General features: G+C 69.1%; 19 protein-coding genes. 5 read left to right on the top strand and 14 right to left on the bottom strand.

Annotated features, from left to right (window positions below):
- Positions 1 to 79 precede the first annotated feature (79 nt).
- The 5 genes from ACWGJY_RS29670 to ACWGJY_RS29650 form a co-directional block, all read right to left on the bottom strand.
- On the bottom strand, positions 80 to 589 hold the full coding sequence (locus ACWGJY_RS29670) for a hypothetical protein (RefSeq protein WP_453263942.1): 510 nt from the start codon (positions 587 to 589) through the stop codon (positions 80 to 82).
- Positions 586 to 1,269: a hypothetical protein gene (locus ACWGJY_RS29665; protein WP_453263941.1), complete on the bottom strand. Its 684-nt coding sequence runs from the start codon at positions 1,267 to 1,269 to the stop codon at positions 586 to 588. The genes ACWGJY_RS29670 and ACWGJY_RS29665 overlap by 4 nt, the downstream gene beginning before the upstream one ends.
- A 362-nt stretch (positions 1,270 to 1,631) precedes the next feature.
- Positions 1,632 to 3,158 (bottom strand): hypothetical protein, encoded by a 1,527-nt coding sequence (locus ACWGJY_RS29660; protein WP_453263940.1) that lies wholly within the window; start codon positions 3,156 to 3,158, stop codon positions 1,632 to 1,634.
- Between the two features lie 298 nt (positions 3,159 to 3,456).
- Positions 3,457 to 4,911: a hypothetical protein gene (locus ACWGJY_RS29655; RefSeq protein WP_453263939.1), complete on the bottom strand. Its 1,455-nt coding sequence runs from the start codon at positions 4,909 to 4,911 to the stop codon at positions 3,457 to 3,459.
- Complete coding sequence (locus ACWGJY_RS29650; RefSeq protein WP_453263938.1) at positions 4,908 to 5,510, bottom strand: hypothetical protein; 603 nt, start codon at positions 5,508 to 5,510, stop codon at positions 4,908 to 4,910. The genes ACWGJY_RS29655 and ACWGJY_RS29650 overlap by 4 nt, the downstream gene beginning before the upstream one ends.
- A gap of 154 nt (positions 5,511 to 5,664) precedes the next feature.
- Here ACWGJY_RS29650 and ACWGJY_RS29645 point away from each other — a divergent pair, with 154 nt between their 5' ends.
- On the top strand, positions 5,665 to 5,985 hold the full coding sequence (locus tag ACWGJY_RS29645; protein ID WP_453263944.1) for an RNaseH domain-containing protein: 321 nt from the start codon (positions 5,665 to 5,667) through the stop codon (positions 5,983 to 5,985).
- A 129-nt stretch (positions 5,986 to 6,114) separates the two neighbouring features.
- On the opposite strand, the gene ACWGJY_RS29640 is transcribed toward ACWGJY_RS29645, so the two are convergent.
- From ACWGJY_RS29640 to ACWGJY_RS29630, 3 genes are all read right to left on the bottom strand, one after another.
- Entirely contained in the window at positions 6,115 to 7,443 is a 1,329-nt protein-coding gene (locus tag ACWGJY_RS29640; RefSeq protein ID WP_453263937.1) for a class I SAM-dependent RNA methyltransferase, read from the bottom strand.
- Between the two features lie 260 nt (positions 7,444 to 7,703).
- Positions 7,704 to 9,755, bottom strand: a complete 2,052-nt coding sequence (locus ACWGJY_RS29635; protein WP_453263936.1) for an APC family permease — start codon at positions 9,753 to 9,755, stop codon at positions 7,704 to 7,706.
- Positions 9,756 to 10,097: 342 nt separating this feature from the next.
- A complete protein-coding gene (locus tag ACWGJY_RS29630) occupies positions 10,098 to 12,116 on the bottom strand; it encodes an NAD-binding protein (protein ID WP_453263943.1) in 2,019 nt (672 codons plus the stop codon).
- Positions 12,117 to 12,445: 329 nt separating this feature from the next.
- Between ACWGJY_RS29630 and ACWGJY_RS29625 the strand changes: the two genes are divergently transcribed.
- Together ACWGJY_RS29625 and ACWGJY_RS29620 are read left to right on the top strand one after the other, a co-directional pair.
- On the top strand, positions 12,446 to 13,114 hold the full coding sequence (locus tag ACWGJY_RS29625) for a potassium channel family protein (RefSeq protein ID WP_340491133.1): 669 nt from the start codon (positions 12,446 to 12,448) through the stop codon (positions 13,112 to 13,114).
- Positions 13,111 to 13,782, top strand: coding sequence for a potassium channel family protein (locus tag ACWGJY_RS29620; RefSeq protein ID WP_453263935.1), 672 nt, complete (start codon positions 13,111 to 13,113; stop codon positions 13,780 to 13,782). The genes ACWGJY_RS29625 and ACWGJY_RS29620 overlap by 4 nt, the downstream gene beginning before the upstream one ends.
- A gap of 144 nt (positions 13,783 to 13,926) precedes the next feature.
- Here ACWGJY_RS29620 and ACWGJY_RS29615 read toward each other — a convergent pair whose 3' ends face one another.
- The 4 genes from ACWGJY_RS29615 to ACWGJY_RS29600 form a co-directional block, all read right to left on the bottom strand.
- Positions 13,927 to 14,811 carry a DUF3159 domain-containing protein gene (locus tag ACWGJY_RS29615; RefSeq protein ID WP_453263934.1) on the bottom strand — a complete coding sequence of 295 codons (885 nt, stop codon included), beginning with the start codon at positions 14,809 to 14,811 and terminating at the stop codon, positions 13,927 to 13,929.
- A gap of 3 nt (positions 14,812 to 14,814) precedes the next feature.
- A complete protein-coding gene (locus ACWGJY_RS29610) occupies positions 14,815 to 15,213 on the bottom strand; it encodes an OB-fold nucleic acid binding domain-containing protein (RefSeq protein WP_189096321.1) in 399 nt (132 codons plus the stop codon).
- Positions 15,214 to 15,330: 117 nt separating this feature from the next.
- On the bottom strand, positions 15,331 to 16,014 hold the full coding sequence (locus ACWGJY_RS29605) for a response regulator (RefSeq protein ID WP_042159739.1): 684 nt from the start codon (positions 16,012 to 16,014) through the stop codon (positions 15,331 to 15,333).
- A 79-nt stretch (positions 16,015 to 16,093) separates the two neighbouring features.
- Positions 16,094 to 18,646 (bottom strand): DUF4118 domain-containing protein, encoded by a 2,553-nt coding sequence (locus tag ACWGJY_RS29600; RefSeq protein ID WP_453263933.1) that lies wholly within the window; start codon positions 18,644 to 18,646, stop codon positions 16,094 to 16,096.
- 852 nt (positions 18,647 to 19,498) lie between these two features.
- On the opposite strand from ACWGJY_RS29600, the gene ACWGJY_RS29595 reads away from it, so the two are divergent.
- The gene (locus ACWGJY_RS29595) at positions 19,499 to 20,071 is read left to right on the top strand and encodes a GNAT family N-acetyltransferase (RefSeq protein WP_453263932.1); all 573 of its coding nucleotides are present in this window, start codon (positions 19,499 to 19,501) and stop codon (positions 20,069 to 20,071) included.
- 222 nt (positions 20,072 to 20,293) lie between these two features.
- On the opposite strand, the gene cynS is transcribed toward ACWGJY_RS29595, so the two are convergent.
- Complete coding sequence (cynS, locus tag ACWGJY_RS29590; protein ID WP_453263931.1) at positions 20,294 to 20,764, bottom strand: cyanase; 471 nt, start codon at positions 20,762 to 20,764, stop codon at positions 20,294 to 20,296.
- 109 nt (positions 20,765 to 20,873) lie between these two features.
- Entirely contained in the window at positions 20,874 to 21,500 is a 627-nt protein-coding gene (locus tag ACWGJY_RS29585) for a carbonic anhydrase (RefSeq protein WP_453263930.1), read from the bottom strand.
- Positions 21,501 to 21,624: 124 nt separating this feature from the next.
- Between ACWGJY_RS29585 and cynR the strand changes: the two genes are divergently transcribed.
- A complete protein-coding gene (gene cynR, locus ACWGJY_RS29580) occupies positions 21,625 to 22,530 on the top strand; it encodes a transcriptional regulator CynR (RefSeq protein WP_453263929.1) in 906 nt (301 codons plus the stop codon).
- Positions 22,531 to 23,004: the final 474 nt, after the last annotated feature.

Below are 23,004 nucleotides of genomic sequence, written 5' to 3'. Positions count from 1 at the left end.
TCAAGCGAGTACTTCGACGTCCCCAACGGGAACTCCTGTTCTTCGGATCCTCACGATCCAATGATCAGGGTGTCCACGATCAAGGGGTAACGCCCGGGAGTCTACGGCGCGCGAGCGGGTGGGCAGCCCAGCTGACAGAGTCCAATCCACCAGAGAACAGCGCGACTTCGGAGGCACGCGGATCGTCGGGGAAAACTATCGATTCCTCGACTTGATGACCTGTAAGGGGCCGGAAGTCTATGTCCCAGAGATCCCCTGTGAGGATCTGGAGGAGCCGGGTGAGCTCGGAACGGATCGCCTCGCTCTGCCATCGTTCGTATTCCGTGACGGGTACCGCGAGGCTGATGTAACGCGTCCATCGGTCTCTCTCACCGGTCCGACGTACGTATTTGTCAGCGATGAACGCGGCCCTGGCGACACGGAACAGGTCCTCGGCCCAGTCGGGAACCGGACCGGGTAGGCAGTGCCTGCCCGTAATGTGATGCTCGTCCTCCTGGAAGGCTTCTTCTCCGATCTCCGTCCAGCGGTCGTCGCGAGGCTTGTCCGCGCGGTGGCCGCGCCACCACAGGAAATGGTCGGAACGCGTCATGCTGCTGCTCCCCCTTCGCCGACGATCTCCTCAGTGATCAGACCGAGCACCTTGCCGACCGCCCTCGGTACCAGCGCCTCGGCGATCTTGGGCAGTAAGGCGGAAGGGTCCTCCGCTGCGCCTACTGCCAACCGCGCAGTGTCCACGGCCTGTGCGAGTTCCGTCGCCTCAGCGGACTCCTCACATGGGTTCGGCACCAGGTCCACCAACTTCTCCGCGACCCAGTCGGCGATCCTGCCTTCCGGATCGGTCGCGACGAGCACCGGCACTGCCAGCTTGACGTGCTCGGCGACAACAGACCGGAGGAACTCCCCCACCATGTCGGCGAAGAACACCTGGTAGAGATCGCACAGGATGTCCCACGCGAAGCCACCGCCTGCGGGTGCCGCGGCCATGGCGTCATCCAGCTCCGGATGACTGTCCCGGACATCGCGAACGGCCTCGGCCAAACTCCTTCGGACTGCGGCATCAGCCAGTGTGCCTCCGTCTCCGCCAACCTCCGAGACGAGACGAGCAATGAGTTCGTCCTCCGACCGCGCGCCCTCCGCGGCCAGCGAGCCCAGCGCTCCGGCGAGCCGTTCGCCAGCCGCGCAAGCGGTGTCATACAGACCAAATGCCGACCGGTCGGCACGGAGCGTCTCACGCAGCGCACGCAAGTGGTCTGAGGCGATCTCCTCCAACTGCTGGTCCGCATTGCCCGATTCGCCATCCCACCGCGCCAGTCGCCTCGCAGCGGAACTCCACCGGTCGCCGTTCGGCCCCTTCCATCGCGTGGATGTCCCCATGACACCCCCCCCATCCGCCAGTGCCGACCCCGCCACCTTTCAGTCATGGCAGCAGATCAACGGAGGCTCAGGTAGGGCGGGACTCAGCCAGAGTGGCTCGTATGGTCAGCCGAGAAAGGGAAAACCGCCCAGTGTGCAAGCTCACGCAGGCACGGTCTATCCGGCCAGATTGAGACACACAGCTCATGAACGCACTCATGATGTGTCGTCAATCTGGACGCCGCACTTCATTGAATACTCCGTGCGCGCCAAACCCTTCAATCCGCCTGCGACTCACCTGGGTCCATCATGGCCATCCATTCGGACACTTCGTCCTCAGCCTGGCGTAGGTCTATGGCACTCTGCTCCTTGTCCTCTTCCCAACTCACACCCTTGAAGATCTCCTCCTCTTCCCACTCGTTCAGGAGATCGTGCGGTCTATGGTCCCAGTCGCCCAGTTCTCCGTAATACTCCCTGGCGCTGTACAGCAGGCGGAGGTCCGACTCAACGAGTCGATAGCGGGGGTTCACCTCATAGACGCGCTGGTGCATGGGACACCGAAAGTTGACTTCGACTGCCCCAAGGTAGCTCTCCGACTCGTCCAGGAGCGCTTGATGGAGGTCATCGAGTTGACCTCTGCGTACGCCCCGCACAAGGGCAAACGCCACTTCCACATCTGCCAGCAGCGTGCCCAGGCCGTCAATGGAATGGGTCGACCACACCTTGGGCGCACCTCCTAGGAGCGCGGCAGCAGTATCGACGGGCTTCGGCAGGCCAGCGGCAAGTCCGGAGTGGGTGAAGATCGTTCCTACGGCGACGGTGAGATCACGTCGGGACTCCGGTACCACCCGAATTAGTTGCCGGAATGTCTCTCGTTGAATCTGCCCCGGGTCGACCTCTAGTTCGTTGAAGTGAAGCGCCACGGCGACGCCATCGTTGCCCAGCTCGCGAGGAGCGCTTGACTGACGTGATCCCGCCGCTCGCGACGGCGACTGAGTCTCGAAGTCATTGGCCTCGAGGCTTCTTGCAAACTTGCCGTCGTCTTGAAAGACGTACTTCATGAACGCCCCTTCCGAGGTCTGCGGCTTCCCGAAGAACAGCGCGGATATCCGAATCGCATCATCCGATGCGCCTACGACAAGCCCGATCCCTGCGTAGTCGACTGACTCTCCTGCTGCGCTGACCAAATCCGAACCAGCGGTGGCAGTGGTAAGCCATTGCGGGTCATACCGGATCATGACCGTACGCTCGCCCAACCGAAAAGACAGGTAGGGGTCCTTTTGCCATGCTCCGGTGAGCGCGCGGGGAAACCGACCGGACGTATTGCGGCTGCGCATTGGGGCGTTGAACGCCACGTACATCCCCTGCCGGATCGCGCCGAGACGCACCTCGTCAAGAGGAACAGCCTGCTCTCGCCACGACTCGAAGACGGGCCGCACCGTCCCGACGAACATCCCTGGCGCAAAGCCCTGCCCAGAGAACGGCCGCGTTGGGTCAAGGCCGGCACGCTGAGCTGCCTGCTGCACGACTGTCCCACCGGGAAGCATGGCGACCCTCGGCACATTGAGGTAGTCGATGCTGCTGTAGCTCATCCTCCAAGCCTGTCCGGCTTGCCTCAGCGCAGCGGTCCAAGTCTCGTGCTCTGCCTTGAGCTTGGACAGCTCCTCCCTGGTGTACGACTTCCCGTTGTTCTTGTCCACGATGTCGTGGCAGGTCGAGCAGAGCAACAAGAGGTTCGCCACGCCGTTCTTGGCCTGGATCGGCAGAGCCGGATCCGCTCGAGGGCCGTGATCGCCGAGCGCCACATTGTGGGCGGTCTGGGCCGTTGGCGTACGTCCGGCGGTCCCAGGGTCCAACTCCCTGCGGCACATCTGGCACATGCCGTTCGCCAGTCTCCAGAGCTCCCTACGGACGCTGTCACTAACCTCCGGCCCTCTGGCCATGCCGCCCCCACGCATCGACAGTTCCAACGCGCCTACGCGCGCTGCTCACTTGCCGAATCCTGCCAGCGATCAAGCCACGAAGGGGCAACTCCCGGCGATCGGCGGATCGTGGGCAAGGGGCGGGCGCATCGGTATGCAGACTGTGTGGATCCGCCCCGCGTCAGTCGGCGGGTGACTCTGTGCCCGGCATGTCGTGGTCAATTCCGGCATGTAGGGTGCGGCCACCTGGTGGAATCACCTCTACAAGGCGTTCCTCCTCCGCGCGAGAAAGATCCGTGAAGAGTCGGATGGACGTGTTCACGAGCTCTATCAGGGGGACACTGCCGCGAGGCGGTTTCACCGAGGCGGTCCGGGTCGAAAAGTTGTACCTGACCGGTACGCCACTGGCCGGCAGGGCTTCGAGATCCTTGACCAGGGTTCCGGGTCCGAGGGATTCGCTCAGGTGACGAAGCCGGTCCCCGTATAGAGCGCCCTCATGCCCTCGGTACGCCACCTTTCCGCCGCCGTTGACCAGTGTGATGGCCTTGAGGCTCAGTCCTAGGAGCAGCAGACGTTTCCCCACCTCGTCGAGGGTCGGTAGTTCGTATGCGGCCCGTGCCACCGACGATGTCAGGTAGTCAACCTTCTGGGCGAGAGTGAGAACGAAGCCGGGCGCGTCGAAGCTGAGGACGTCCTCGCCCTTCGTCCACCGCAGGGGGACTGCGCCACGGCGAGCGGCGACGGGGGAGAAAGGGGCTACGGCGCAAACCCGCGCGTTCCAGGTGCCCATCGCAGCGCGCATGAGGTGCTGAAGATTGTCTGTGCCGGTGATCCTTGTGTGCCGTAGCAGATCGGTGAGAGTGATCTCACGGGCAATACGGCTCCAAAAGTCCCCATCAGGGATCTCCTCTCCTTCGAGGAGGTATTCGAGCGATGACTCGTCCAATTGCTGCGGATACCTGGGAGCGCGTTCGAGCGCAGCTACCGGTGCACCGCTCGTGCGCCACAGAGTTTTCAAGAAGGCCGTCAGACGGCGTGAGATCGGCGGGGACAGGGTGTCCGAAGCGAAAGCAAGCGCCGCCTCGGTCGCCTCACGCTCACCGAGGCGGGCCGCCTGCGCGCCGGCAGTCATGGCACTGGCCAGTCGGGCCACGGAGCGCTCGTCAAGGAGGCCCTGGCCGCCTTCGATGACGGTGTTCGCGATCAGGCGCCTCAGCGCGACGTCGGCCGACTCGCCGGAGGTCAGCTCCACGAAAGCCGCCAGGTCCAGCACCAGAGTGTGGTGGTCGATCGCGAGCGAATCTAGGGCGCGGGCGTCCAAAGACTGACGGAGGGCGCCAAGCGCCAGAACGACGGGCCGGTCCTCGCGAGCCAGACGCGTAACGTCGAACCCGAGCTCGTCAGTGTCCGTCGTGCTACGAAGGTAGACGTACCGGTCGCTGAGGCCGTCGTCGTGCGGCCATCGCACGACCAGGTCCGGCATGTGGGTGTGGTTGTAGTATCCAGTGCGCCTGGTCCGGATCTGCGGATTGATCTGACGGAGGTGCTGTTCAAGGAGTCGTTTGATCTCGGCGAACGAGCGGTACGGGTCCTCCGCCTCGAGCGCCTCCGCGATCGACGATGCGGCAGCGTTCACCACTCCCCCTTTAGAGTCAGCTCATGCGCCAGGATTGCCCGCCACTCGGTGAGGGGCAGCAGACCCTCCTGCTTCTCTGACAAGACGATGCGCCACACGCGCTCGGACACGCTCTGCACCGCGGTCGCGTCGATCTTGTTCCTGGCCTCGTCCTCGGAGACGTCGCCGAAGATGCGTTGCCGGTGCTGGACGACAGCGGACTCGATCTTCTCCGGCTCGTGTAGTTGCGACCAACTGTTCACGTTGAACGGAGCCCAGGTGATCCACATATAGTGATCGCCGAAAAGGTACTGCTCCTGGTGCGCGACGTAGCACTTGGCGAGGAACTCGACGAAGTGAGTGCCCTGGTCCGCCGGACCCTGATAGTGCTTGACCTCTGCGCAGAACTGGTCGCCATGGTACGGAGCGCCCCGCATCGACCCACCCAGGTCGAAGGAGAAAGTCCGGCCGCCCTCCGGCCAGGCGAGCGTCAGCTTCCTCGCCCAGGCGTCCGAGTCGGTGTTCGCGAAGGCCCCCCAGATCCGCATCGTGCCCTCGAGGTAGAGCTTGGCTCTCTTCGCTCCCGAGATCCCCTTGAAGTGGGCGTCCTCTCCTACCACGTTGAGAGTCTAAGCGCTCCAGAAGGCGGGCCGGCGCGGAGTGCCGGATACCGACCCCAAGGTCCCGGATATCGATGGGATAGGCACGGACCGAGCGCAGGAGCGACTCAAAGCCGAGGATGATCGAATTCCTGGGCTCTCCGAACCGCTGGGGATGGCGCACAACAGGATGTCGAGCATCGCGTTCATCGCCCGCCCATGCGATCAGGCCATCGCATGGGATCACCCCACACTGCGTCCGGCCCCACTCCACATCGCCTACAAAGCCGACCAGGACCACCCCGACTTCCGCAGCCATGACCCAGGTGACGGCGAAACGGAAGACGGCGAAGACGCACTTTCATACCCGCGTAGGGGGCGCCAACCGATCTCACGCTCACGGACCGCCGCCATGGAGCGGCTGCCCGCGCTGCACCACCCAGCGCCACGAACCCTCAACGCCCCACCGTACTTACGTAGTCAGCAGAGCGTCTGACCAGCAACACAGGGCAACTGACGGACCATCAGAACGAGCGTCAAATGAGCGTCACGAGCGTCATTTCAGCGTCAAGATATCGCCCGTAACGCCCACACCGCACATAATGCGCACGAGCAAAACCGCAGGTCAGGAGCCCTTAGTCACCGGCTCAAGAATGGCAACGCACTCCACATGATGAGTCATCGGAAACAAATCAAACGCCCGCATCCGCCGCGGCCGGTAGCCCGCCTCGCTGAAGTACTTGAGGTCGCGGGCCAGGGCTGCCGGGTCGCAGGCGACGTAGGCGATGCGGCGGGGGGTGAGGGAGGCAAGGTGTTCGACGGTCTTTTTACCGGCGCCGGCGCGGGGTGGGTCGAGGACGATGAGGTCGACGTCGGTGATACCGGTGCGGGGCAGGATCTGGTCGACCTTGCCGTGTTCGATGCGGACACGATCCAGGTCCTGGAGGTTGTGGCGGGCGTCCTCGACGGCGCGCTTGCCCGACTCGATGCCGAGGACGGCGCCCTTGTCGCCGACGCGTTCGGCGAGGGCGCCGGCGAAGAGGCCGACACCGCAGTACAGGTCGAGGGCCATATCGCCCTTCTTGGGCATCAGGCCCTGCATGACGGCCTCCACGAGGAGGTCGGCGGCCTTCGGGTGGACCTGCCAGAAGCCGCCGTTGCCGACCCGCCAGGTGCGGTCGGCGGCACGCTCTCGGACGAAGGGGCGGCCGTGGACGCGGTGGACGCCGCCGTCCTTCTCGTTGACGCGGAGGACCGAGACCGGCTTGTCGAGTTCGACGATCGGCAGGCGGCCGCCGGGGCGCGGGGTGAGGACGACCTGGCGGTCGTGGGAGCCGGTGGCGGCGATCGCCTCGACGGTGGCGATCTGCGGCCACTCGCGCTTCTCGATGCCGAGTTCGGAGACTCCCGGGGCGGCGATCATGCAGTGGGTGACCGGCTCGACGTCGTGAGAGCGGTGCTTGCGCAGCCCCGCGTGGCCGTCGGCGTCGACGGCGTACTGGACGCGGGTGCGCCAGGCGGGGACCTCGCCCTTGGCGACCTTGTCGCCGGGGGCGGGCTCGACCGTGCCGTCCCAGTGGGCATCCTCCGTGGACAGCCCGGCCAGTCGCTCCAGCTGTTCGGCGATGACCGAAGCCTTCAGGCGGCGCTGGGCGCCGGGCGCGGCGTGCTGCCAGTCGCAGCCGCCGCAGCGGCCGGGGCCGGAGAACGGGCAGGGCGCCTCGACGCGGTCCTTGGACGCCTCAAGGATCTCGACGGCGTCCGCGCGCAGGAAGCGGGCGCCCTCCTCACCGTCGGTGACACGGGCCGTGACGCGCTCGCCGGGCAAGGCATGCCGGACGAAGAGGACCTGGCCCTCGTCGGTGCGGGCGATGCAGTGGCCGCCGTGTGCGACCGGGCCGACCTCGACCTCGTACTCCTCGCCGACCAGCGACTTCTTCGGTTCTGCCTGCATGGCGGGAGGGCTCCTGAGGTGGGGTGGTGGCGGGGCGGTACGGCGGGACGCCGACCGTCAAGTCTACGTCCCACCGTGTCATGCCGGGCCCCGTGCCTCGTCGGGGTCCGGCCCCGTAGCGGCTGGTGGCCGGCCGCGCCCGGCCGCACCGTGCGCCGGCTCGGGCGCGGCCGGGCCGGAGGTACCCCTCAGGCCCGGCTCCGGCCGGTCCCTCCGCCGCCGGTCCCGGCGTCCTGCCGGACGGCGGCGAAGCGGACCGGCTACTTCTTCGTGGCCGCCTTTTCCTTCTTCGGCTGGGTGACCGGTCCGCGGCGCACGGCGCCCGGAGCGTTCCACTCCGCGCGCTTGCGGGCGCGCAGCTTGGCGGCCTCGGAGGAGTCCAGCTGCCAGGGCACGGAGGTGACCATGACGCCGGGGGTGAAGAGGAGGCGTCCCTTCAGGCGCAGCGCGGACTGGTTGTGCAGCAGGTGCTCGTACCAGTGGCCGACGACGTACTCCGGGATGTAGACGGAGACGGCATCGCGCGGGCTCTCCCGGCGCAGCGACTTGACGTAGTCGATGATCGGCCGGGTGATCTCGCGGTACGGGGAGGCGAGGACCTTCAGCGGCACCTCGATGCCGCGGCGCTCCCACTCCTCCCGCAGGGCCTTGGTGTCGGCCTGGTCCACGTCCACGCTGACCGCTTCGAGGCTGTCGGAGCGCATCAGCTTGGCGTAGTTGAGGGCGCGCAGGGTGGGCTTGTGCACCTTGGAGACCAGGACGAGGGAGTGCACCCGGGAGGGACGGACCACGTCGTCGTCGGGGGTGTCCTCGGCAGCGATCTCGTCGGCGACCCGGTCGTAGTGGCGGCGGATCGCGGACATCGTCACGAAGAAGATGACCATGCCGAGCAGGGCCACCCAGGCGCCGTGGGTGAACTTCGTCAGGAGGACGACGACGAGGACCAGGCCGGTGAAGAAGGCGCCGAAGGCGTTGATGGCGCGCGAGCGGTGCATACGGCGGCGCTTGGCCGGGTCCTGCTCGGTCAGCAGGTGGCGGTTCCAGTGGCGGACCATGCCGGTCTGGCTGAGCGTGAAGGAGACGAAGACGCCGACGATGTAGAGCTGGATGAGGCGGGTGGAGTCCGCGCCGTAGAGGTAGACGAGGATCGCGGCGGCGCCGGCCAGCAGGACGATGCCGTTGGAGAACGCCAGGCGGTCGCCGCGGGTGTGCAACTGGCGCGGCAGATAGCGGTCCTGGGCGAGGATCGAGCCGAGCAACGGGAAGCCGTTGTAGGCGGTGTTGGCGGCGAGGAACAGCACCAGCGCGGTGGCGGCGGCCAGGATGACGAAGAGGAAACTGCCCTTGCCGAAGACCGCTTCGGCCACCTGCGAGATGACCGGGTTCTGGGTGTAGCCGGAGCCGAGCGGCTTGCCGTGGTCGAGGAGGTCCTTGGCGGGGCTCTCCGCCATCCGGACGTGGGTGGCCATGGCCAGGCCGATGATGCCGCAGAACATGGTGACGGCCAGCCCGCCCATGAGGGCCAGGGTGGTCGCGGCGTTCTTGGACTTCGGCTTGCGGAAGGCCGGGACGCCGTTGGAGATCGCCTCGACGCCGGTGAGCGCGGCACAGCCGGAGGAGAAGGCTCGCAGCAGGAGGAAGACCAGGGCGAAGCCGGCCAGGCCGCCCTGTTCCGCGTGGACGGTGAAGTCGGCGGTGGGGGCCTTCATCGAGTCGCCCAGGACGACGCCGCGGATCAGCCCCCAGAAGATCATGATGAAGACGCCGGCCACGAAGACATAGGTCGGGATCGCGAAGAGCTTGCCCGATTCCTTGACGCCGCGCAGGTTCATCAGCGTCAGCAGCACGATGATGGCGATCGCGCACAGGGTCTTGTGCTGGACGACGAACGGGATCGCGGAGCCCAGGTTCTCCACTCCGGAGGAGATGGAGACCGCGACGGTCAGCACATAGTCGACAAGCAGCGCGCTGGCGACGGTGAGACCGGCCTTGGGACCGAGGTTGGTGTTGGCGACCTCGTAGTCACCGCCGCCGCTCGGGTAGGCGTGCACGTTCTGCCGGTACGACGCGACGACGGTGAACATCAGCACCACGACCGCGACCGCGATCCAGGGGCTGAAGTGATACGCAGACACACCCGCGACGGACAGGACGAGCAGCACCTCGCCCGGCGCATAGGCCACGGAGGAGAGCGGGTCGGAGGCGAAGACGGGGAGTGCGATGCGCTTGGGGAGCAGCGTCTCCCCGAGCTTGTCGCTGCGCAGTGCGCGCCCGATCAAGATCCGTTTGGGCACGTCGGTCAGTTTGGACACGCAGAGGATGCTAAGCCTTCGTCAAGGTCTGCGCCCACCCGCTACCGGAACGGGTGGCTTCGACGGCGAGCGCGGCGGGGCGAGCGGAGCGCGTCAGGCCTGCTGAGGGGTGCCTCGCGACACCTCACCTCCACAGGATCCGCACGTCATGCGCACCACACGGCCTTCGCGGGGCCCTCTCCGTGGCGTTTGTCACGGCGATGACGCGATCCGTCACGGGAATGACGGGACCCGTCACGAATTGACGCTGCCCGTCACGGGGTGCGACGCAATAGTCACAGTAAGGTGAGACCGGGTGTCATGGGTGGTCATGCGGAGGGTCATGGGAACTGCTGCGGCCAGTCACCCCTGCCGTGCCCCCGCACCCGCACCCGTCCCCGTCGCCGTCGCCGCACCCGCACCCGTCCCCGTCGCCGTCGCCGCGCCCGCGGCCCGCGGGCGCCGGGCGTGCAGATCGCCGAGCCCCTGCCGGGTGGCGACCAGCAGCACCCGGTCCTGCGGCCGCAGGACATAGCCGTCGCCGAGCTCGTGCACCAGATGCGCCGGCTCGCGCTCGGCGTCCGGGAGGGGCGCGGCGGCCTGGGCGTCCGTCTCCGGGGCGTCGGGCGCGGAGGTGTCGACCGCCAGCACCCGCAGCCGCCCCTGCCTGAACACCTCGGCAACCGTACGGCCCTCCAGCGCCACATGGCCGCGCACCTCGACCCGGGCGACCAGCAGCACCCGGCGCTCGACCGGGATGGCCCCGAGGATCTGGCGGCCCAACATCGCGCCGGCGAAGGCGGGCGCGGCCAGGTACGTGACGCTCCGGCTGCGGGTCAGTGCCCGCGGATGGGCGGCGCGCAGGGTGCGGTAGACGGCAGTGGCGAACCGGTCGTCGAACAGCCGCAGCGTCACCCGCAGCCGCGGCTTGACCGAGCGGGCGTAGAGGGCGGCCTCCAGATTGGTGGTGTCCTCACTGGTCAGGGCGAGCAGGGTGGCCGCCCGCTCGATCATCGCGGCTTCCAGGACACCTTCTTGTGTGACATCGCCCAGTACGGTCGGCACCCGCAGCCGGCGGGCCAGCGCGATGCCCCGCGCTTCCGGGTCCCCCTCGATGCACACCACGGGAATGCCCATCTCGTGCAGCCGCGCCAGCACCCGGGTGCCGACCTTGCCGAGGCCGAGCAGCACCACATGCCCCGACAGACCGCGGGGCGGCCGGCGTAGCGCCGAGGCGCTGCGGAACGTGCCGAGCCCCTCGAACGCGGCCGCGACCAGCACCGGCAGCAGCAACAGCCCGGTCAGCCCGGACAGCAGCTGCAGCACCTTGCGGGGCGTCGGATCGTGGATCGCCGGGTCGTTGATCGCGAAGAGGTCCAGCAGCGAGAGGTAGGCGGCGTGCACCGGATCCTCGCCGGTGGTCAGCCAACCGGCGACGGCCAGCGCCAGCACCGCGCCGATGACCCCGGCCAGGGACCAGCGCAGCCGGCGGGAGAAGAGCGAGGCGAGCGGTGCGCCCCGGCCACGCAGTCCACGGGGGCGCACCGGCCGCCCCGTATAGGAGACGGTCTCCAGTACAACGGTGCCGCAGCCGACGGCGGCCGCGGCCGTGGCGTCGTCCGGCAGCAGCACGGGGCCCTCGTCGCCGGGCGCCGAACTCGGTGCTTCCTCGGGGTCGTTGGCGGAGGCGGAGAGCAGCGCCAGGGTGCACAGCCCCGGCTCGCCGGGCCGCCCCGGAGGCACCGGCGTACGCTCGGCCGCCCGCAACAGCAACCCGTCCGCCTCGATGACCTTGCTGGTTCCGGCGACCGCGGTGGCCGCCAGCGCGGGGGCCACGGTGTCGGCGTCGGACAGCACCGTTGTGGAGGCGTCGGCGGCCTCCGCGTCCCCGGAATCGTCGGAGTCCAGCGCGGCGACGGCCGCCGCCTGGTCGAGCAACTCCTCCAGATGCTGGCCGAGTTTGCGGTTGTAGAGCCGGATGACCAGCCGCAGCCGCGGGTTGAACCGGCGGGCGCGCAGGGCCGCGTGGATATTGAGTTCATCGTCGTCGTAGACCAGCGCCAGCGCGCCCGCCTCGACGATGCCCGCCTCGATCAGCGCCGCGTCGTCCGGCTGCGCCGCCTCCAGGAGCCGTACGGTCTCCTCGGGCGGTTGTGCACCGTCACCGGGGTCCTCGGGCGGCAACGGCGTGGTACGCGTCATCGCCGCCGACACCCGGCCCAGCAGCGCGGTAGCCCGGCCGAGGGCGCGGGCCGGCGGCGGGATCCGGGGGCGGTGCGGCTCGCGGGCGGAGGGGACGACGAGCGTCACCCGTTCGCCATAGACGTCCCGGAGCTCGGCGGCGAGCCGATGCGCCAGCGCATCATCGCCGCAGACCACCATGTGCGGGGTGGGGTAGCCGTGTTGGGGCTGAAGAGGCAGGTTGGGCACACCTCGTAGCGTGCCTTACGGGCGCGGGGCGGCGCAGCCCGGCGCGGGATGCCGTCGCGCGGACGGGGCCGATCCGCATCCGACCACGGCCCACCGCGCCCCCTACCGCAAGCGCCATTACGGCTACGGTTGTACCGGACCACGGTGCGCCCAGCGCCCCCGCTGACGCGCCCGGTCCTGTCGCGAGCCGTGGCTTCGTGTCGCCGGTACTGGGAGAAGAAAGTAGTGAGCAGGGTGTTTGTGCAGGTCAACGCGCTAGTACAGGGCACGGGGTAATCAGCATGCACATCGTCATCATGGGGTGCGGACGCGTGGGCTCCGCGCTTGCGCAGACCCTGGAGAGCCAGGGGCACACCATCGCCGTGGTGGACCAGGACCCGACGGCGTTCCGTCGTCTGGGGTCGTCCTTCGGCGGCCGCCGGGTGACCGGCGTCGGCTTCGACCAGGACACCCTGCGCGAGGCCGGCATCGAGGAGGCGGGCGCCTTCGCGGCCGTCTCCAGCGGTGACAACTCCAACATCATCGCCGCCCGGGTGGCCCGTGAGATGTTCGGCGTCGAGAATGTCGCGGCCCGTATTTACGACCCGCGCCGTGCCGAGGTCTACCAGCGTCTCGGCATCCCGACCGTCGCCACCGTCCGCTGGACGGCCGACCAGATGCTGCGCCGGCTGCTGCCGTCGGGCGCCGAGCCGCTGTGGCGCGACCCGAGCGGTGGCGTCCAGCTCGCCGAGGTGCACACCGCCCCCTCCTGGGTCGGGCACAAGATCAGCACTCTCCAGGAGGAGACCGGCGTCCGCGTCGCCTTCCTCACCCGACTGGGTGAGGCGATGCTGCCGACCTCGCAGACGGTGCTGCAGGAAGGCGATCTGGTGCACGTGATGATGCGCACCGACGAGGTCGAGAAGGTCGAGGCGGCATTCGCCACGGGTCCAGAGGGGGCGCACGCATGAGGGTCGCCATTGCAGGCGCCGGCGCGGTGGGCCGTTCCATCGCGGGCGAACTCCTGGAAAACGGTCACGAGATCCTGCTCATCGACAAGGCGCCGACCGCCATCTCGGTCGAGCGGGTGCCGCTGGCGGAGTGGCTGCTGGCCGACGCCTGCGAGATCACCTCGCTCGACGAGGCGGCACTGCAACGCTGCAACGTCGTCATCGCGGCGACCGGCGACGACAAGGTCAACCTCGTCGTCTCGCTGCTCGCCAAGACCGAGTACGGCGTGCCGCGGGTGGTCGCCCGGGTCAACAACCCGAAGAACGAGTGGCTGTTCAACGAGTCCTGGGGCGTCGACGTCGCGGTCTCCACGCCGCGTCTGATGTCCGCCCTGGTCGAGGAGGCGGTGAGCGTCGGCGACCTGGTACGGCTGCTGCGCTTCAGCCACGGCGACGCCAACCTCGTCGAGCTGACGCTGCCTCCGGAGGCCGCGCTGGCCGGCACCCGGGTCGGCGATGTGGAGTGGCCCCAGGACACCTCCCTGGTGACGATCATCCGCGGTACGCGGGTGCTCACCCCCAACAAGGAGGATGCGCTGGAGGCCGGCGACGAGCTGCTGTTCGTCGCGGCCCAGTCGCGCGAGGAGCAGTTGGAGGACCTGCTGTCGATGCGGCGCGAGGACGCGTAGCACGGCGGGCGGTCCGCGGGGGCGGCGCCCGGCGGTCATCCGCCACCGGGCCGTACACCGGCCGTACGCAACGCCGGGGGCCCGGGAACCAAGCGGTTCCCGGGCCCCCGGCGTTGGTGTGTGCGTGCCGCCTCGGCCGGTCGGTCAGCGGCGGTGGCGGGCCCGCCGCGGCCGCTCGTCGGCGGCCTCCGCCACGGCCTCGGCCGCCATGCCCTGGTAGAGGTCATCGGTGACCAGGTCGAGCACCTCGCGCTCGCCGCGGCGCCGCTCCTCCGCCTCCTGCCCGGCCTTCTCCTTCGCCTCCATCTCCGCGAAGACGTCGATCGGTGCCGGTGCCTTCGCCAGGAAGATCCACGTGAGATAGACCGCGAGCAGGAACGGCGGGATCTTCAGCGCGATCAGCACCCAGCCGAGCTGGGTGGTGTCCGCCCACCAGTACAGCGGGAAGAGGATCGCGCACTTGGCGAAGAGGATCAGCCCCCAGGCCCAGCTGGCCTTGGCGTACGCCTTCTTGCGGCCCGGGTTGCGGGTGCGCCAGGAGAGGTTCTCCTTGAACACCGGGCCCAGCATCAGCCCGATCAGCGGGAAGCCCGCGAGCGTGGTGAGCATGTAGGCCAGGGCCAGCCCGAGGGTGTAGAGCATGCCCGGCAGATAGAAGTCCTTGGCGTTGCCGGTCATCATCGCGAAGACCACGCCGAAGGCCACGCCGAAGACGCCGCTGAAGGCGTGCTTGACGGTATCCCTGCGGATCAGTCGGACCGCCGCCAGCACCAGCGAGACGGCCAGTGCGGCGATCGCCGAGACGTGCAGATCCTTGTTGATCGTGAAGATCGTGACGAACAGCAGGCCGGGGACCACGGTCTCCACCATGCCGCGCACGCCGCCGAACGCCTCGAACAGCGCCGCCTCGGTCACCTGCCTGCTGTCGGCGGCTCGTTGGGCGCCCGGGGCGGGCGGGGCGGATGAGGGGCCTGCGGAGGCATCGGGGTCGGCATCCGCGTCAGTGGTCGGTCGGTCATAAGACGTCACCGGCTACTCCTGTCCGAGCGGTCGGAGTTCGTACTTCGGATTGAAGAGCACCCGGCGTCCGTGGCTCAGGGAGACCCGGCCCGAGGCGATGAGCTTACGGCCCGGCTCGATCCCGACGATGGAGCGGCGTCCGAGCCACACCACGTCGAGCGCCGCGGAGCCGTCGAACAGCTCCGCCTCGAGCGCGGGCACACCGGCGCGGGGCCGCAGCGTGACATGCCGCAGGGTGCCGGTGACCTTCACTATCTGCCGGTCGTCGCAGTCGCAGATACGGGTGCACCCCGCGTTCTGCGCATCCTGCTGCAGCTCGGCGGACTGCAGTTCCTCCTCGGAGGAGGACAGCCTGTCGAGCATCCGGCGGAAGCGACCGGCCGGCTTCTCGGAACGGGTCCCAGCACTCATAGCCCCAGCGTACCGGTGGCCGGGTCCCGGGATCACAGCCCGCACACGGACTTCGTACCCAGCTCACAAAGCCGGGACCCGCCGCGGGGCCCGGACCCCGGCCGCTCCCCCGCCGCCTCACTGCTCGAAGCGGTACCCCATCCCCGGCTCGGTGATGAAGTGCTTCGGATGCGAGGGATCGCTCTCCAGCTTGCGGCGGAGCTGAGCCATGTACACCCGCAGATAGTTGGTCTCGGTGCCGTACGAAGGGCCCCAGACCTCCTGGAGCAGCTGCTTCTGGCTGACCAGCCGGCCCGCGTTGCGGACCAGTACCTCCAGCAGATGCCACTCGGTGGGGGTCAGCCGGATGTCCCGGCCGCCACGGTTGACCTTCTTCGCGGCGAGGTCGACGGAGAAACCTTCCGTCTCCACGATCACCTCGTCGTCGGCCGGTCCGGTCGGCTCAGCTCGGCGTACCGCCGCCCGCAGCCGGGCCAGCAGTTCGTCCATGCCGAACGGCTTGGTGACGTAGTCGTCCGCGCCGGCGTCCAGCGCTTCCACCTTCTCGTCGGAGGTCTGCCGGGCGGAGAGCACCAGGATCGGCACCCGTGTCCAGCCCCGCAGCCCCTTGATCACCTCGACGCCGTCCATATCGGGCAGACCGAGGTCCAACACGATGACATCGGGGTGGCGGGCGGCCGCGAGTTTGAGCGCGGTGGCCCCGTCGGGGGCGGCGTCGACCTCGTATTTGCGCGCCTTCAGGTTGATCACGAGGGCGCGGACGATCTGCGGCTCGTCATCGACCACAAGCACCCGGTTCACTGGCGTTCTCCTCGTGGTGTCGTCTCCCGGCGGGGCGGGCCCGCCGGGCGTGTGGGGAAAGTGGTCCGTGCGGCCCGGCTCATGTCGTGGCCTGGGCCGGAAGATCGGGCCGGACCGGAGATCCGCCGGGTGCGGCCCGGAGGGTGAGGACCATCGTCATTCCGCCTCCGGGGGTGTCCTCGGCGGCGAGCGTGCCGCCCATCGCCTCCGCGAAACCGCGGGCCACGGCGAGGCCGAGTCCCACGCCGGCACCCCGCGGAGCGTCACCGTAACGCTGGAAGGGCTCGAAGATCCGGTCCTTGGCGCTGTCCGGCACGCCCGGACCGCGGTCGGCGATCCGCAGCTCCACCCGGTCGCCGAGGGCACTGGCCGAGACCAGCACCACCGCGCCGTCCGGGCTGTACTTCACGGCGTTCTCGACGAGGTTGGCGACCGAGCGCTCCAGCAGCCCGGGGTCGACGGCGACGATCGGCAGTTCCTCGGGGATGTCGAGGGTGACGCTGCCCTCCGGTACGCCGCCGAGCGCCATCGGCACCACCTCGTCGAGGTCGATGTCGCGGATCAGCGGGGTGACCGTGCCGGTCTGCAGCCGGGACATGTCCAGGAGATTGCCGACCAGGTGGTCCAGGCGGTCGGCGCCCGCCTCGATGCCGGCCAGCAGCTCCGCCTCGTCCTCCTGCGACCAGGCGACGTCGTCGGAACGCAGGGAGGTGACGGAGGCCTTGATGCTCGCCAGCGGGGTCCGCAGATCGTGGCTGACCGCGGCCAGCAGCGCCGTCCTGATGCGGTTGCCCTCGGCCAGTTCCCGGGCCCGCTCCGCCTCGCCCACCAGCCGCTGCCGGTCCAGTACGACGGCGGCCTGGGCGGCGAACGCGGCCAGCACCCGGCGGTCCTCCGCGGGCAGCACCCGGCCGGTCAGCGCCAGCGCCATGTGGTCGCCCACCGGCATGTCGACATCGGCGTCCTCGGGGCGCAGCAGCGGCGTGCCGTGGTCTGCGCCGGCCCGGCCCGCGCAGGTCCACGGCTCGACATCGCCGGCCCGCTCCAGCAGCGCCACCGTCTCCATGCCGAACGTCTCCCGCACCCGCTCCAGCAGCGCATCCAGCGTCGTCTCCCCGCGCAGCACACTGCCCGCGAGGAACGACAGGATCTCCGACTCGGCACGCAGCCTGGCGGCCTGGTGGGTGCGGCGGGCCGCGAGGTCCACCACGGAGGCGACCGACACCGCGACCGCGAAGAAGATCACGATGGCGACGATGTTCTTCGGGTCGCTGACCGTGAGGGTGTGGGTCGGCGGTGTGAAGTAGAAGTTCAGCAGCAGCGAACCGACCGCAGCCGACGCCAGCGCCGGCAGCTGCCCGCCGAGCAGCGCGGCGACAACGGTCAGGAAGAGGAAGAGCAGCACGTCGTTGGCCAGCCCGGGACCGTTCTCGATGCCGGTCAGCAGCAGCGAGAGCAGGGCGGGGCCGGCGACGCCGACGAGCCAGCCGGCGATGATCCGGGTCCGCCCCAGCCGCGCACCACGCGCCACCGGCAGCCCCCGGCCCTTGGCGACCTCGTCATGGGTGACGATGTGCACATCGAGGTCGGGCCCGGACTCGCGGGCGACGGTCGCCCCCACCCCTGGCCCGAAGATGTACTGCCAGGCCTTGCGGCGGCTCGACCCCAGCACGATCTGGGTGGCGTTGACCCCGCGCGCGAACTCCAGCAGTGCGCTCGGTATGTCGTCCCCGATGACGTGATGGAACGTGCCGCCCAGGTCCTCCACCAGGGTCCGCTGGACGGCGAGTTCCTTGGGCGAGGCCGAGGTCAGCCCGTCGCTGCGGGCGATGTAGACGGCGAGTACCTCGCTGCCCGACCCCTTGGCCGCCATTCGGGCCGCGCGGCGGATCAGCGTACGGCCCTCCGGCCCGCCGGTCAGTCCGACGACGATGCGCTCACGCGCCTGCCAGGTGGAACGGATCGAATGCTCGGCCCGGTACTCCTGCAGATACTCGTCCACCCGGTCGGCCACCCACAGCAGCGCCAGCTCACGCAGCGCCGTGAGGTTGCCCGGCCGGAAGTAGTTCGACAAGGCGGCGTCCACCTTGTCGGGCTGGTAGATGTTGCCGTGCGCCATACGACGGCGGATCGCCTGGGGCGACATGTCGACAAGCTCGATCTGGTCGGCCCTGCGGACGATCTCGTCCGGCACGGTCTCGCGCTGCCGCACCCCCGTTATTGACTCGACGACATCCCCGAGTGACTCCAGATGCTGGATGTTGACCGTCGAGATCACATCGATCCCGGCTTCCAGCAGCTCTTCGATGTCCTGCCAGCGCTTGCCGTTGCGCGAACCGGGGACGTTGGTGTGGGCGAGCTCGTCGACCAGCGCCACGGCCGGCCGGCGTTCCAGGGCCGCGTCCACGTCCATTTCGGTGAAAGCCGTACCGCGGTACTCCAGCTCCCGGCGCTGGATCTGCTCCAGCCCGTGCAGCATGACCTCCGTACGGGGCCTGCCGTGATGCTCGACGAACGCCACGACGACGTCCGTGCCCCGCTCCACACGCCGGTGCGCCTCGGACAGCATCGCGTACGTCTTGCCGACGCCCGGTGCCGCGCCGAGATATATCCGTAGCTTGCCGCGTGCCATGGCCCCATTGTCTTACGTGAAAGCCGCCCCCACCGGGCTGAACCTGCTGCGACCCTACCGACCGGGCAAGGGGACAAAGAGGGCAGTCGACAACTTCGGGACCGGTCTTGACGCGACCCTGATACGAGACGCGGGAGGGGTGGGGAGCTGGTGCGCATGGGGGTGGGCGGACCTTCGGATGGGCGATCGGGTGAGTGATCGGACGGCCGGGGCTGGCGGGTGGGCCGGTGGTTCGGGGCAGCGGGGGTGGCGGGGCGGCGCACCGAGGGGTGGCACTTCGGTTGGGGGTGGCGTGTCAGGTGGCGGACGGGGTGGAGGTTCGAGCGGGCGGCGGTCGAGGGCACGGGGGCGGTCGGAGGGGTGGGACGGTCAGGGCCGCGGGGCAGCGCGGGGAAACGATTGCCCGAAGGCGGCGCCGGCCGATGGGGCCGGCCGAGTACGGAGCCGGTGGCCGAGAAGGTGGAGCACGTCGGGGTGGAGCGGAGCCGGTCCGGGAGACAACTTTCGGCCCAGGAAGCCACCCGTACGGGTGGCGACGGGCGGGTGCCGCGCGAAGAGGTACGCGACGCCCGCCCGCAACGGCCGTCCGGCCGGCCGGACCGGACGGCGCACACCACGTACTGCTGTGCAGCATCGGCCCCGGCGGCACGGTTCGCCCGGTCACCTCCATGACACCGGCCGGGATCGCGGCGCACCAGCCCAACCCCTCTTCCCTGACGCATCGCTGACAGGCAGGACGGGGCGCCGCACTGACGGGCAGGACGGCAGACGCGACGGCAGGCAGAACGGCAGGAAGCCGACGGAACCACGGCCGGAAAAATGCCATCGCCGGTGCACGGGCCGACTGCGACGATGACCCACATGACCGAGGCACCTCTGGCGACGCCCCGCATGACCGACGTACGCATCGCCCACACCGCCGACCTGGACACCGCCACCCTCAAGGCGGCCCGCGCCCTCCTCTACGACGTCTTCGACGACATGACCGCGGAGGACTGGGACCACGCACTCGGCGGCCTGCACGCCCTGGTCCACGAAGGCGGCGAACTGATCGGACATGCGTCCGTGGTCCAACGACGCGTGCTGCACGGCGGACGCCCCCTGCGCTGCGGATACGTGGAGGGCGTCGGCGTCCGCGCGGACCGGCGCGGACGCGGTCATGGCGCGGCCATGATGGACGCCCTGGAACGAGTGGTGCGCAACGGCTACGACCTCGGCGCTCTCGGCGCCGCCGACGAGGCCGCGGCCTTCTACGCCGCCCGCGGCTGGCAACGGTGGCGCGGCCGGTCCTGGACGCTCACCCCCGACGGCATCCAGCGCACCGCCGACGAGGACGGCTGCATCTACGTCCTCGCGACCGCGGCCATCCCCCTCAACCTCGACACCGACCTCACCTGCGACTGGCGCGACGGCGACGTCTGGTGACACACGGGACGGGCCGACGACCGGGTAGGAGCCATGGCGGATCTCCAAAGAGGGGCGCCGCGCCGGTCCGGCACCGGCGCGGCGAAGGCGGGAAGAGGGCGGAGGAGAAGGAGGCGGGAAGAGGGGAAGAGGGAGACGGGAACAGGGGGAAGCGTCCCGGGGCGGGCAGGCGGGGCGGCCGCAGGCGACGGGCCTGCCCCAGGAGCTGTACTGCCCGGGTAGCTAGAAGGGCTTGGTGGGGAGGTACTTGCCGTCGAGGGTGATGACAGCGCGCTCGCCGCCCTCGGGGTCGGCGACCTTCTTCACGTCCAGCCTGAAGTTGATCGCGGAGATGATGCCGTCGCCGAACTGTTCGTGGACCAGGGCCTTGAGCGTGGTGCCGTAGACCTGAAGCATCTCGTAGAACCGGTAAATGGTCGGGTCGGTCGGGATGCCGCCGTCGAGTGAGCCGCGGGTGGGGATGGTCTGGAGCAGCATCACCGCGTCGTCGTCCAGGCCGAGCAGCTCGGCGACGGCGTTCGCGGACGCCTGCGGCAGGGCGTGCTGGCCGAGGACGGCAGCGGTGACGAAGGCAACGGACATGCCTGCGGCGTCGGCGAGTTGCTGCCAGGACAGATCCTTGCGGGTCTTGGCCTCGACGGCGGCGATCGCGAGCTGCTGACGGGCGCTGTTGTCGAACTGGGCGTGCATCACAGGAAGGGCTCCTTGGGGGATGGGGCGCCGTCCGCCATCTGAAGGGGACGGCAGGTTGGCGGGTCGGGTGTACCGGGGCGGAGCCGCCCCGGTACCAGTTCAGGGGTGGTCAGGCCGGGAGGGCCGGGTGAACCGGGAGGGCCGGATGAGCCGGGCGTGCGCTGTGGGCGATCTCTTCGACGGTGCCGGTGAGGATGTCGAAGACCCAGCCGTGCAGCCGTACGCCGCCCTCGGCGAGCGCGCGGGCCACCGAAGGGTGCGTGGCCAGGTTCGCCAGCTGCGCGGCGACGTTCTCCCGCACCAGCGCGGCCACCTTCTGCTCGCCCTCGGCCGCCGTGGTGCGGGCCCGGGAGGCATCAGCGTGGCGCAGCCATGCGGCGAGGGCCGGTGCGCCGGTCAGGTCGCGGTCCTCGGCAAGGGCGGTCATGGCGCCGCAGGCGGAGTGTCCGCAGACGATGATGTCCGGCACTTCCAGAACGGCGACCGCGTACTCGATGCCGGCGGCGACGCCGTCGGCGCCGGGGGCGTGGGCCGGGACGAGGTTGCCGGCGGTGCGGATGACGAACAGCTCGCCGGGTTCGGTCTGTGTGATCAGCTCGGGTACGACGCGGGCATCGGAGCAGCCGATGAACAGCGTGCTGGGCTGGTGGGTGGTGGCGAGGTGGGCGAAGAGCCCTGCCTTGGCGGGGAAGACCTCACGCCGGAAGCGGTGGATTCCCTCGGCGAGATGACGCATGGCCCGTACTCCCTTCGATCGGGTTGCCGGTGGGGCCGACGTCGTTCACTGTGCATGACCAGTATCTATAGTGTCCAAGACTTGCCATCGATAACATCGATCGACTGTATCTATAGTTTGGTCCATGAAGCCGGAACTGCGTCATGTGCGTTACCTGCTCGCCGTGGCCGAGCACGCCAATTTCACCCGTGCCGCCGAAGAGCTGCACATCGCCCAGCCCACCCTCTCCCAGCAGATCAAGCAGTTGGAGAGGGCCCTCGGTGTCCAGTTGCTGGACCGCGCCGGCCGCACCGTGCGCCTGACCGACGCGGGGGCCGCCTACGTCCACTACGCGCAGCGGGCACTACGCGACCTGGCGGCGGGCGAGCGGGCGGTGCTGGACGTCCAGGACCTCTCCCGCGGCCACCTTCGACTGGCGGTCACCCCTACCTTCACCGCTTACCTCACCGGCCCGCTCGTCGCCGGCTTCTACACCCGGCACCCCGGCATCACCCTGGAGGTACGGGAGATGACGCAGGACCGCATCGAAGCCGCGCTCCTGGACGACCGGCTGGACCTCGGCATCGCGTTCAGCGCCTCCCATCCGCCGGGCATCGACGCCGCCGCGCTGTTCACCGAGACCCTCAGCCTCGTCGTAGGCCCCCATCATCCCGACACCCGTTCCCCGGGCCCGCTGCCCGTCACCGATCTGCAGGGTCGTCATCTCGCGCTGCTGAGCGAGGACTTCGTCACTCGTCGACATATCGATGAACACTTCGCCGCACACCACGTGCAGCCGCGGATCACGGTGGAGGCCAACTCCATCAATGCCCTCACCGAGATCGTGACCCGCACCCCGCTGGCCACCGTCCTGCCCGACGCCATCACCCGCGACCACTCCGGCCTGACCCCCATCCCCCTCACTCCCCCGCTCCCCGCGCGCACCGTCACGCTGCTCCGTCGGGAAAGCACCTACCAAAGCGCCGCCGCCCACGCCTTCACCGGCCAGGTCACCCAATGGGTTCGCCGCCAGGGCTACACCTTCGACTGAAACCGGACGGTCCGCCCCGCGGGCCCGCAGCGGCCGGTAGGCGGCCTCCGAACATGCAGGAGGCGCCCTTTCCGGCCGTGCTCTCACGGGCAGCCTCGCTTGCCCGGTAGGCAACGGACGGCAATCGAGTGTCATCGCCGCTCGTGCTCATCTGGGTGTGCTCGCACCGGGGCGGCGAACCCGTCGTCGTAGGGCGTCCTCGGCCGCGTTCACCGCGGTGTACGAGGCCGGATCCGTCAACTACCGCACCGAGAACCCACCCTTACGACACCTCGCTGCGCACCCGGAATCGTTCGGCAGGAGCCTCGGCACCAGCGGGCTGCAGCTCGTCACTGCGTGGCAGCACAACAACAGGCGGTGGGGCCGGGGGGCCACCCCCCGGGCCCCCCCAGGGATGAATTAACGCAGGGCCCCCCAATGAAACCCGAATGGTGGCCGCCGGCAAAGGTGGATACAGGACTTGACCAACGAAAG

Source organism: Streptomyces sp. NPDC054765 (assembly GCF_053612065.1).
The sequence above is the reverse complement of the archived record's forward strand: the minus strand, read 5'-3'. Positions and strand labels throughout refer to the sequence as shown.

Bases quoted from the DNA above. Each gene is read 5' to 3' on its own strand.
- ACWGJY_RS29670 (WP_453263942.1), bottom strand. From the start codon at position 589: ATGACGCGTTCCGACCATTTCCTGTGGTGGCGCGGCCACCGCGCGGAC.
- ACWGJY_RS29625 (WP_340491133.1), top strand. From the start codon at position 12,446: ATGCACATCGTCATCATGGGGTGCGGACGCGTGGGCTCCGCGCTTGCG.
- ACWGJY_RS29630 (WP_453263943.1), bottom strand. From the start codon at position 12,116: ATGGTGGTCTGCGGCGATGATGCGCTGGCGCATCGGCTCGCCGCCGAG.
- cynR (WP_453263929.1), top strand. From the start codon at position 21,625: ATGAAGCCGGAACTGCGTCATGTGCGTTACCTGCTCGCCGTGGCCGAG.
- ACWGJY_RS29600 (WP_453263933.1), bottom strand. From the start codon at position 18,646: ATGGCACGCGGCAAGCTACGGATATATCTCGGCGCGGCACCGGGCGTC.
- ACWGJY_RS29620 (WP_453263935.1), top strand. From the start codon at position 13,111: ATGAGGGTCGCCATTGCAGGCGCCGGCGCGGTGGGCCGTTCCATCGCG.
- ACWGJY_RS29645 (WP_453263944.1), top strand. From the start codon at position 5,665: ATGGCGCACAACAGGATGTCGAGCATCGCGTTCATCGCCCGCCCATGC.
- ACWGJY_RS29595 (WP_453263932.1), top strand. From the start codon at position 19,499: ATGACCCACATGACCGAGGCACCTCTGGCGACGCCCCGCATGACCGAC.
- ACWGJY_RS29585 (WP_453263930.1), bottom strand. From the start codon at position 21,500: ATGCGTCATCTCGCCGAGGGAATCCACCGCTTCCGGCGTGAGGTCTTC.
- ACWGJY_RS29610 (WP_189096321.1), bottom strand. From the start codon at position 15,213: ATGAGTGCTGGGACCCGTTCCGAGAAGCCGGCCGGTCGCTTCCGCCGG.
- ACWGJY_RS29640 (WP_453263937.1), bottom strand. From the start codon at position 7,443: ATGCAGGCAGAACCGAAGAAGTCGCTGGTCGGCGAGGAGTACGAGGTC.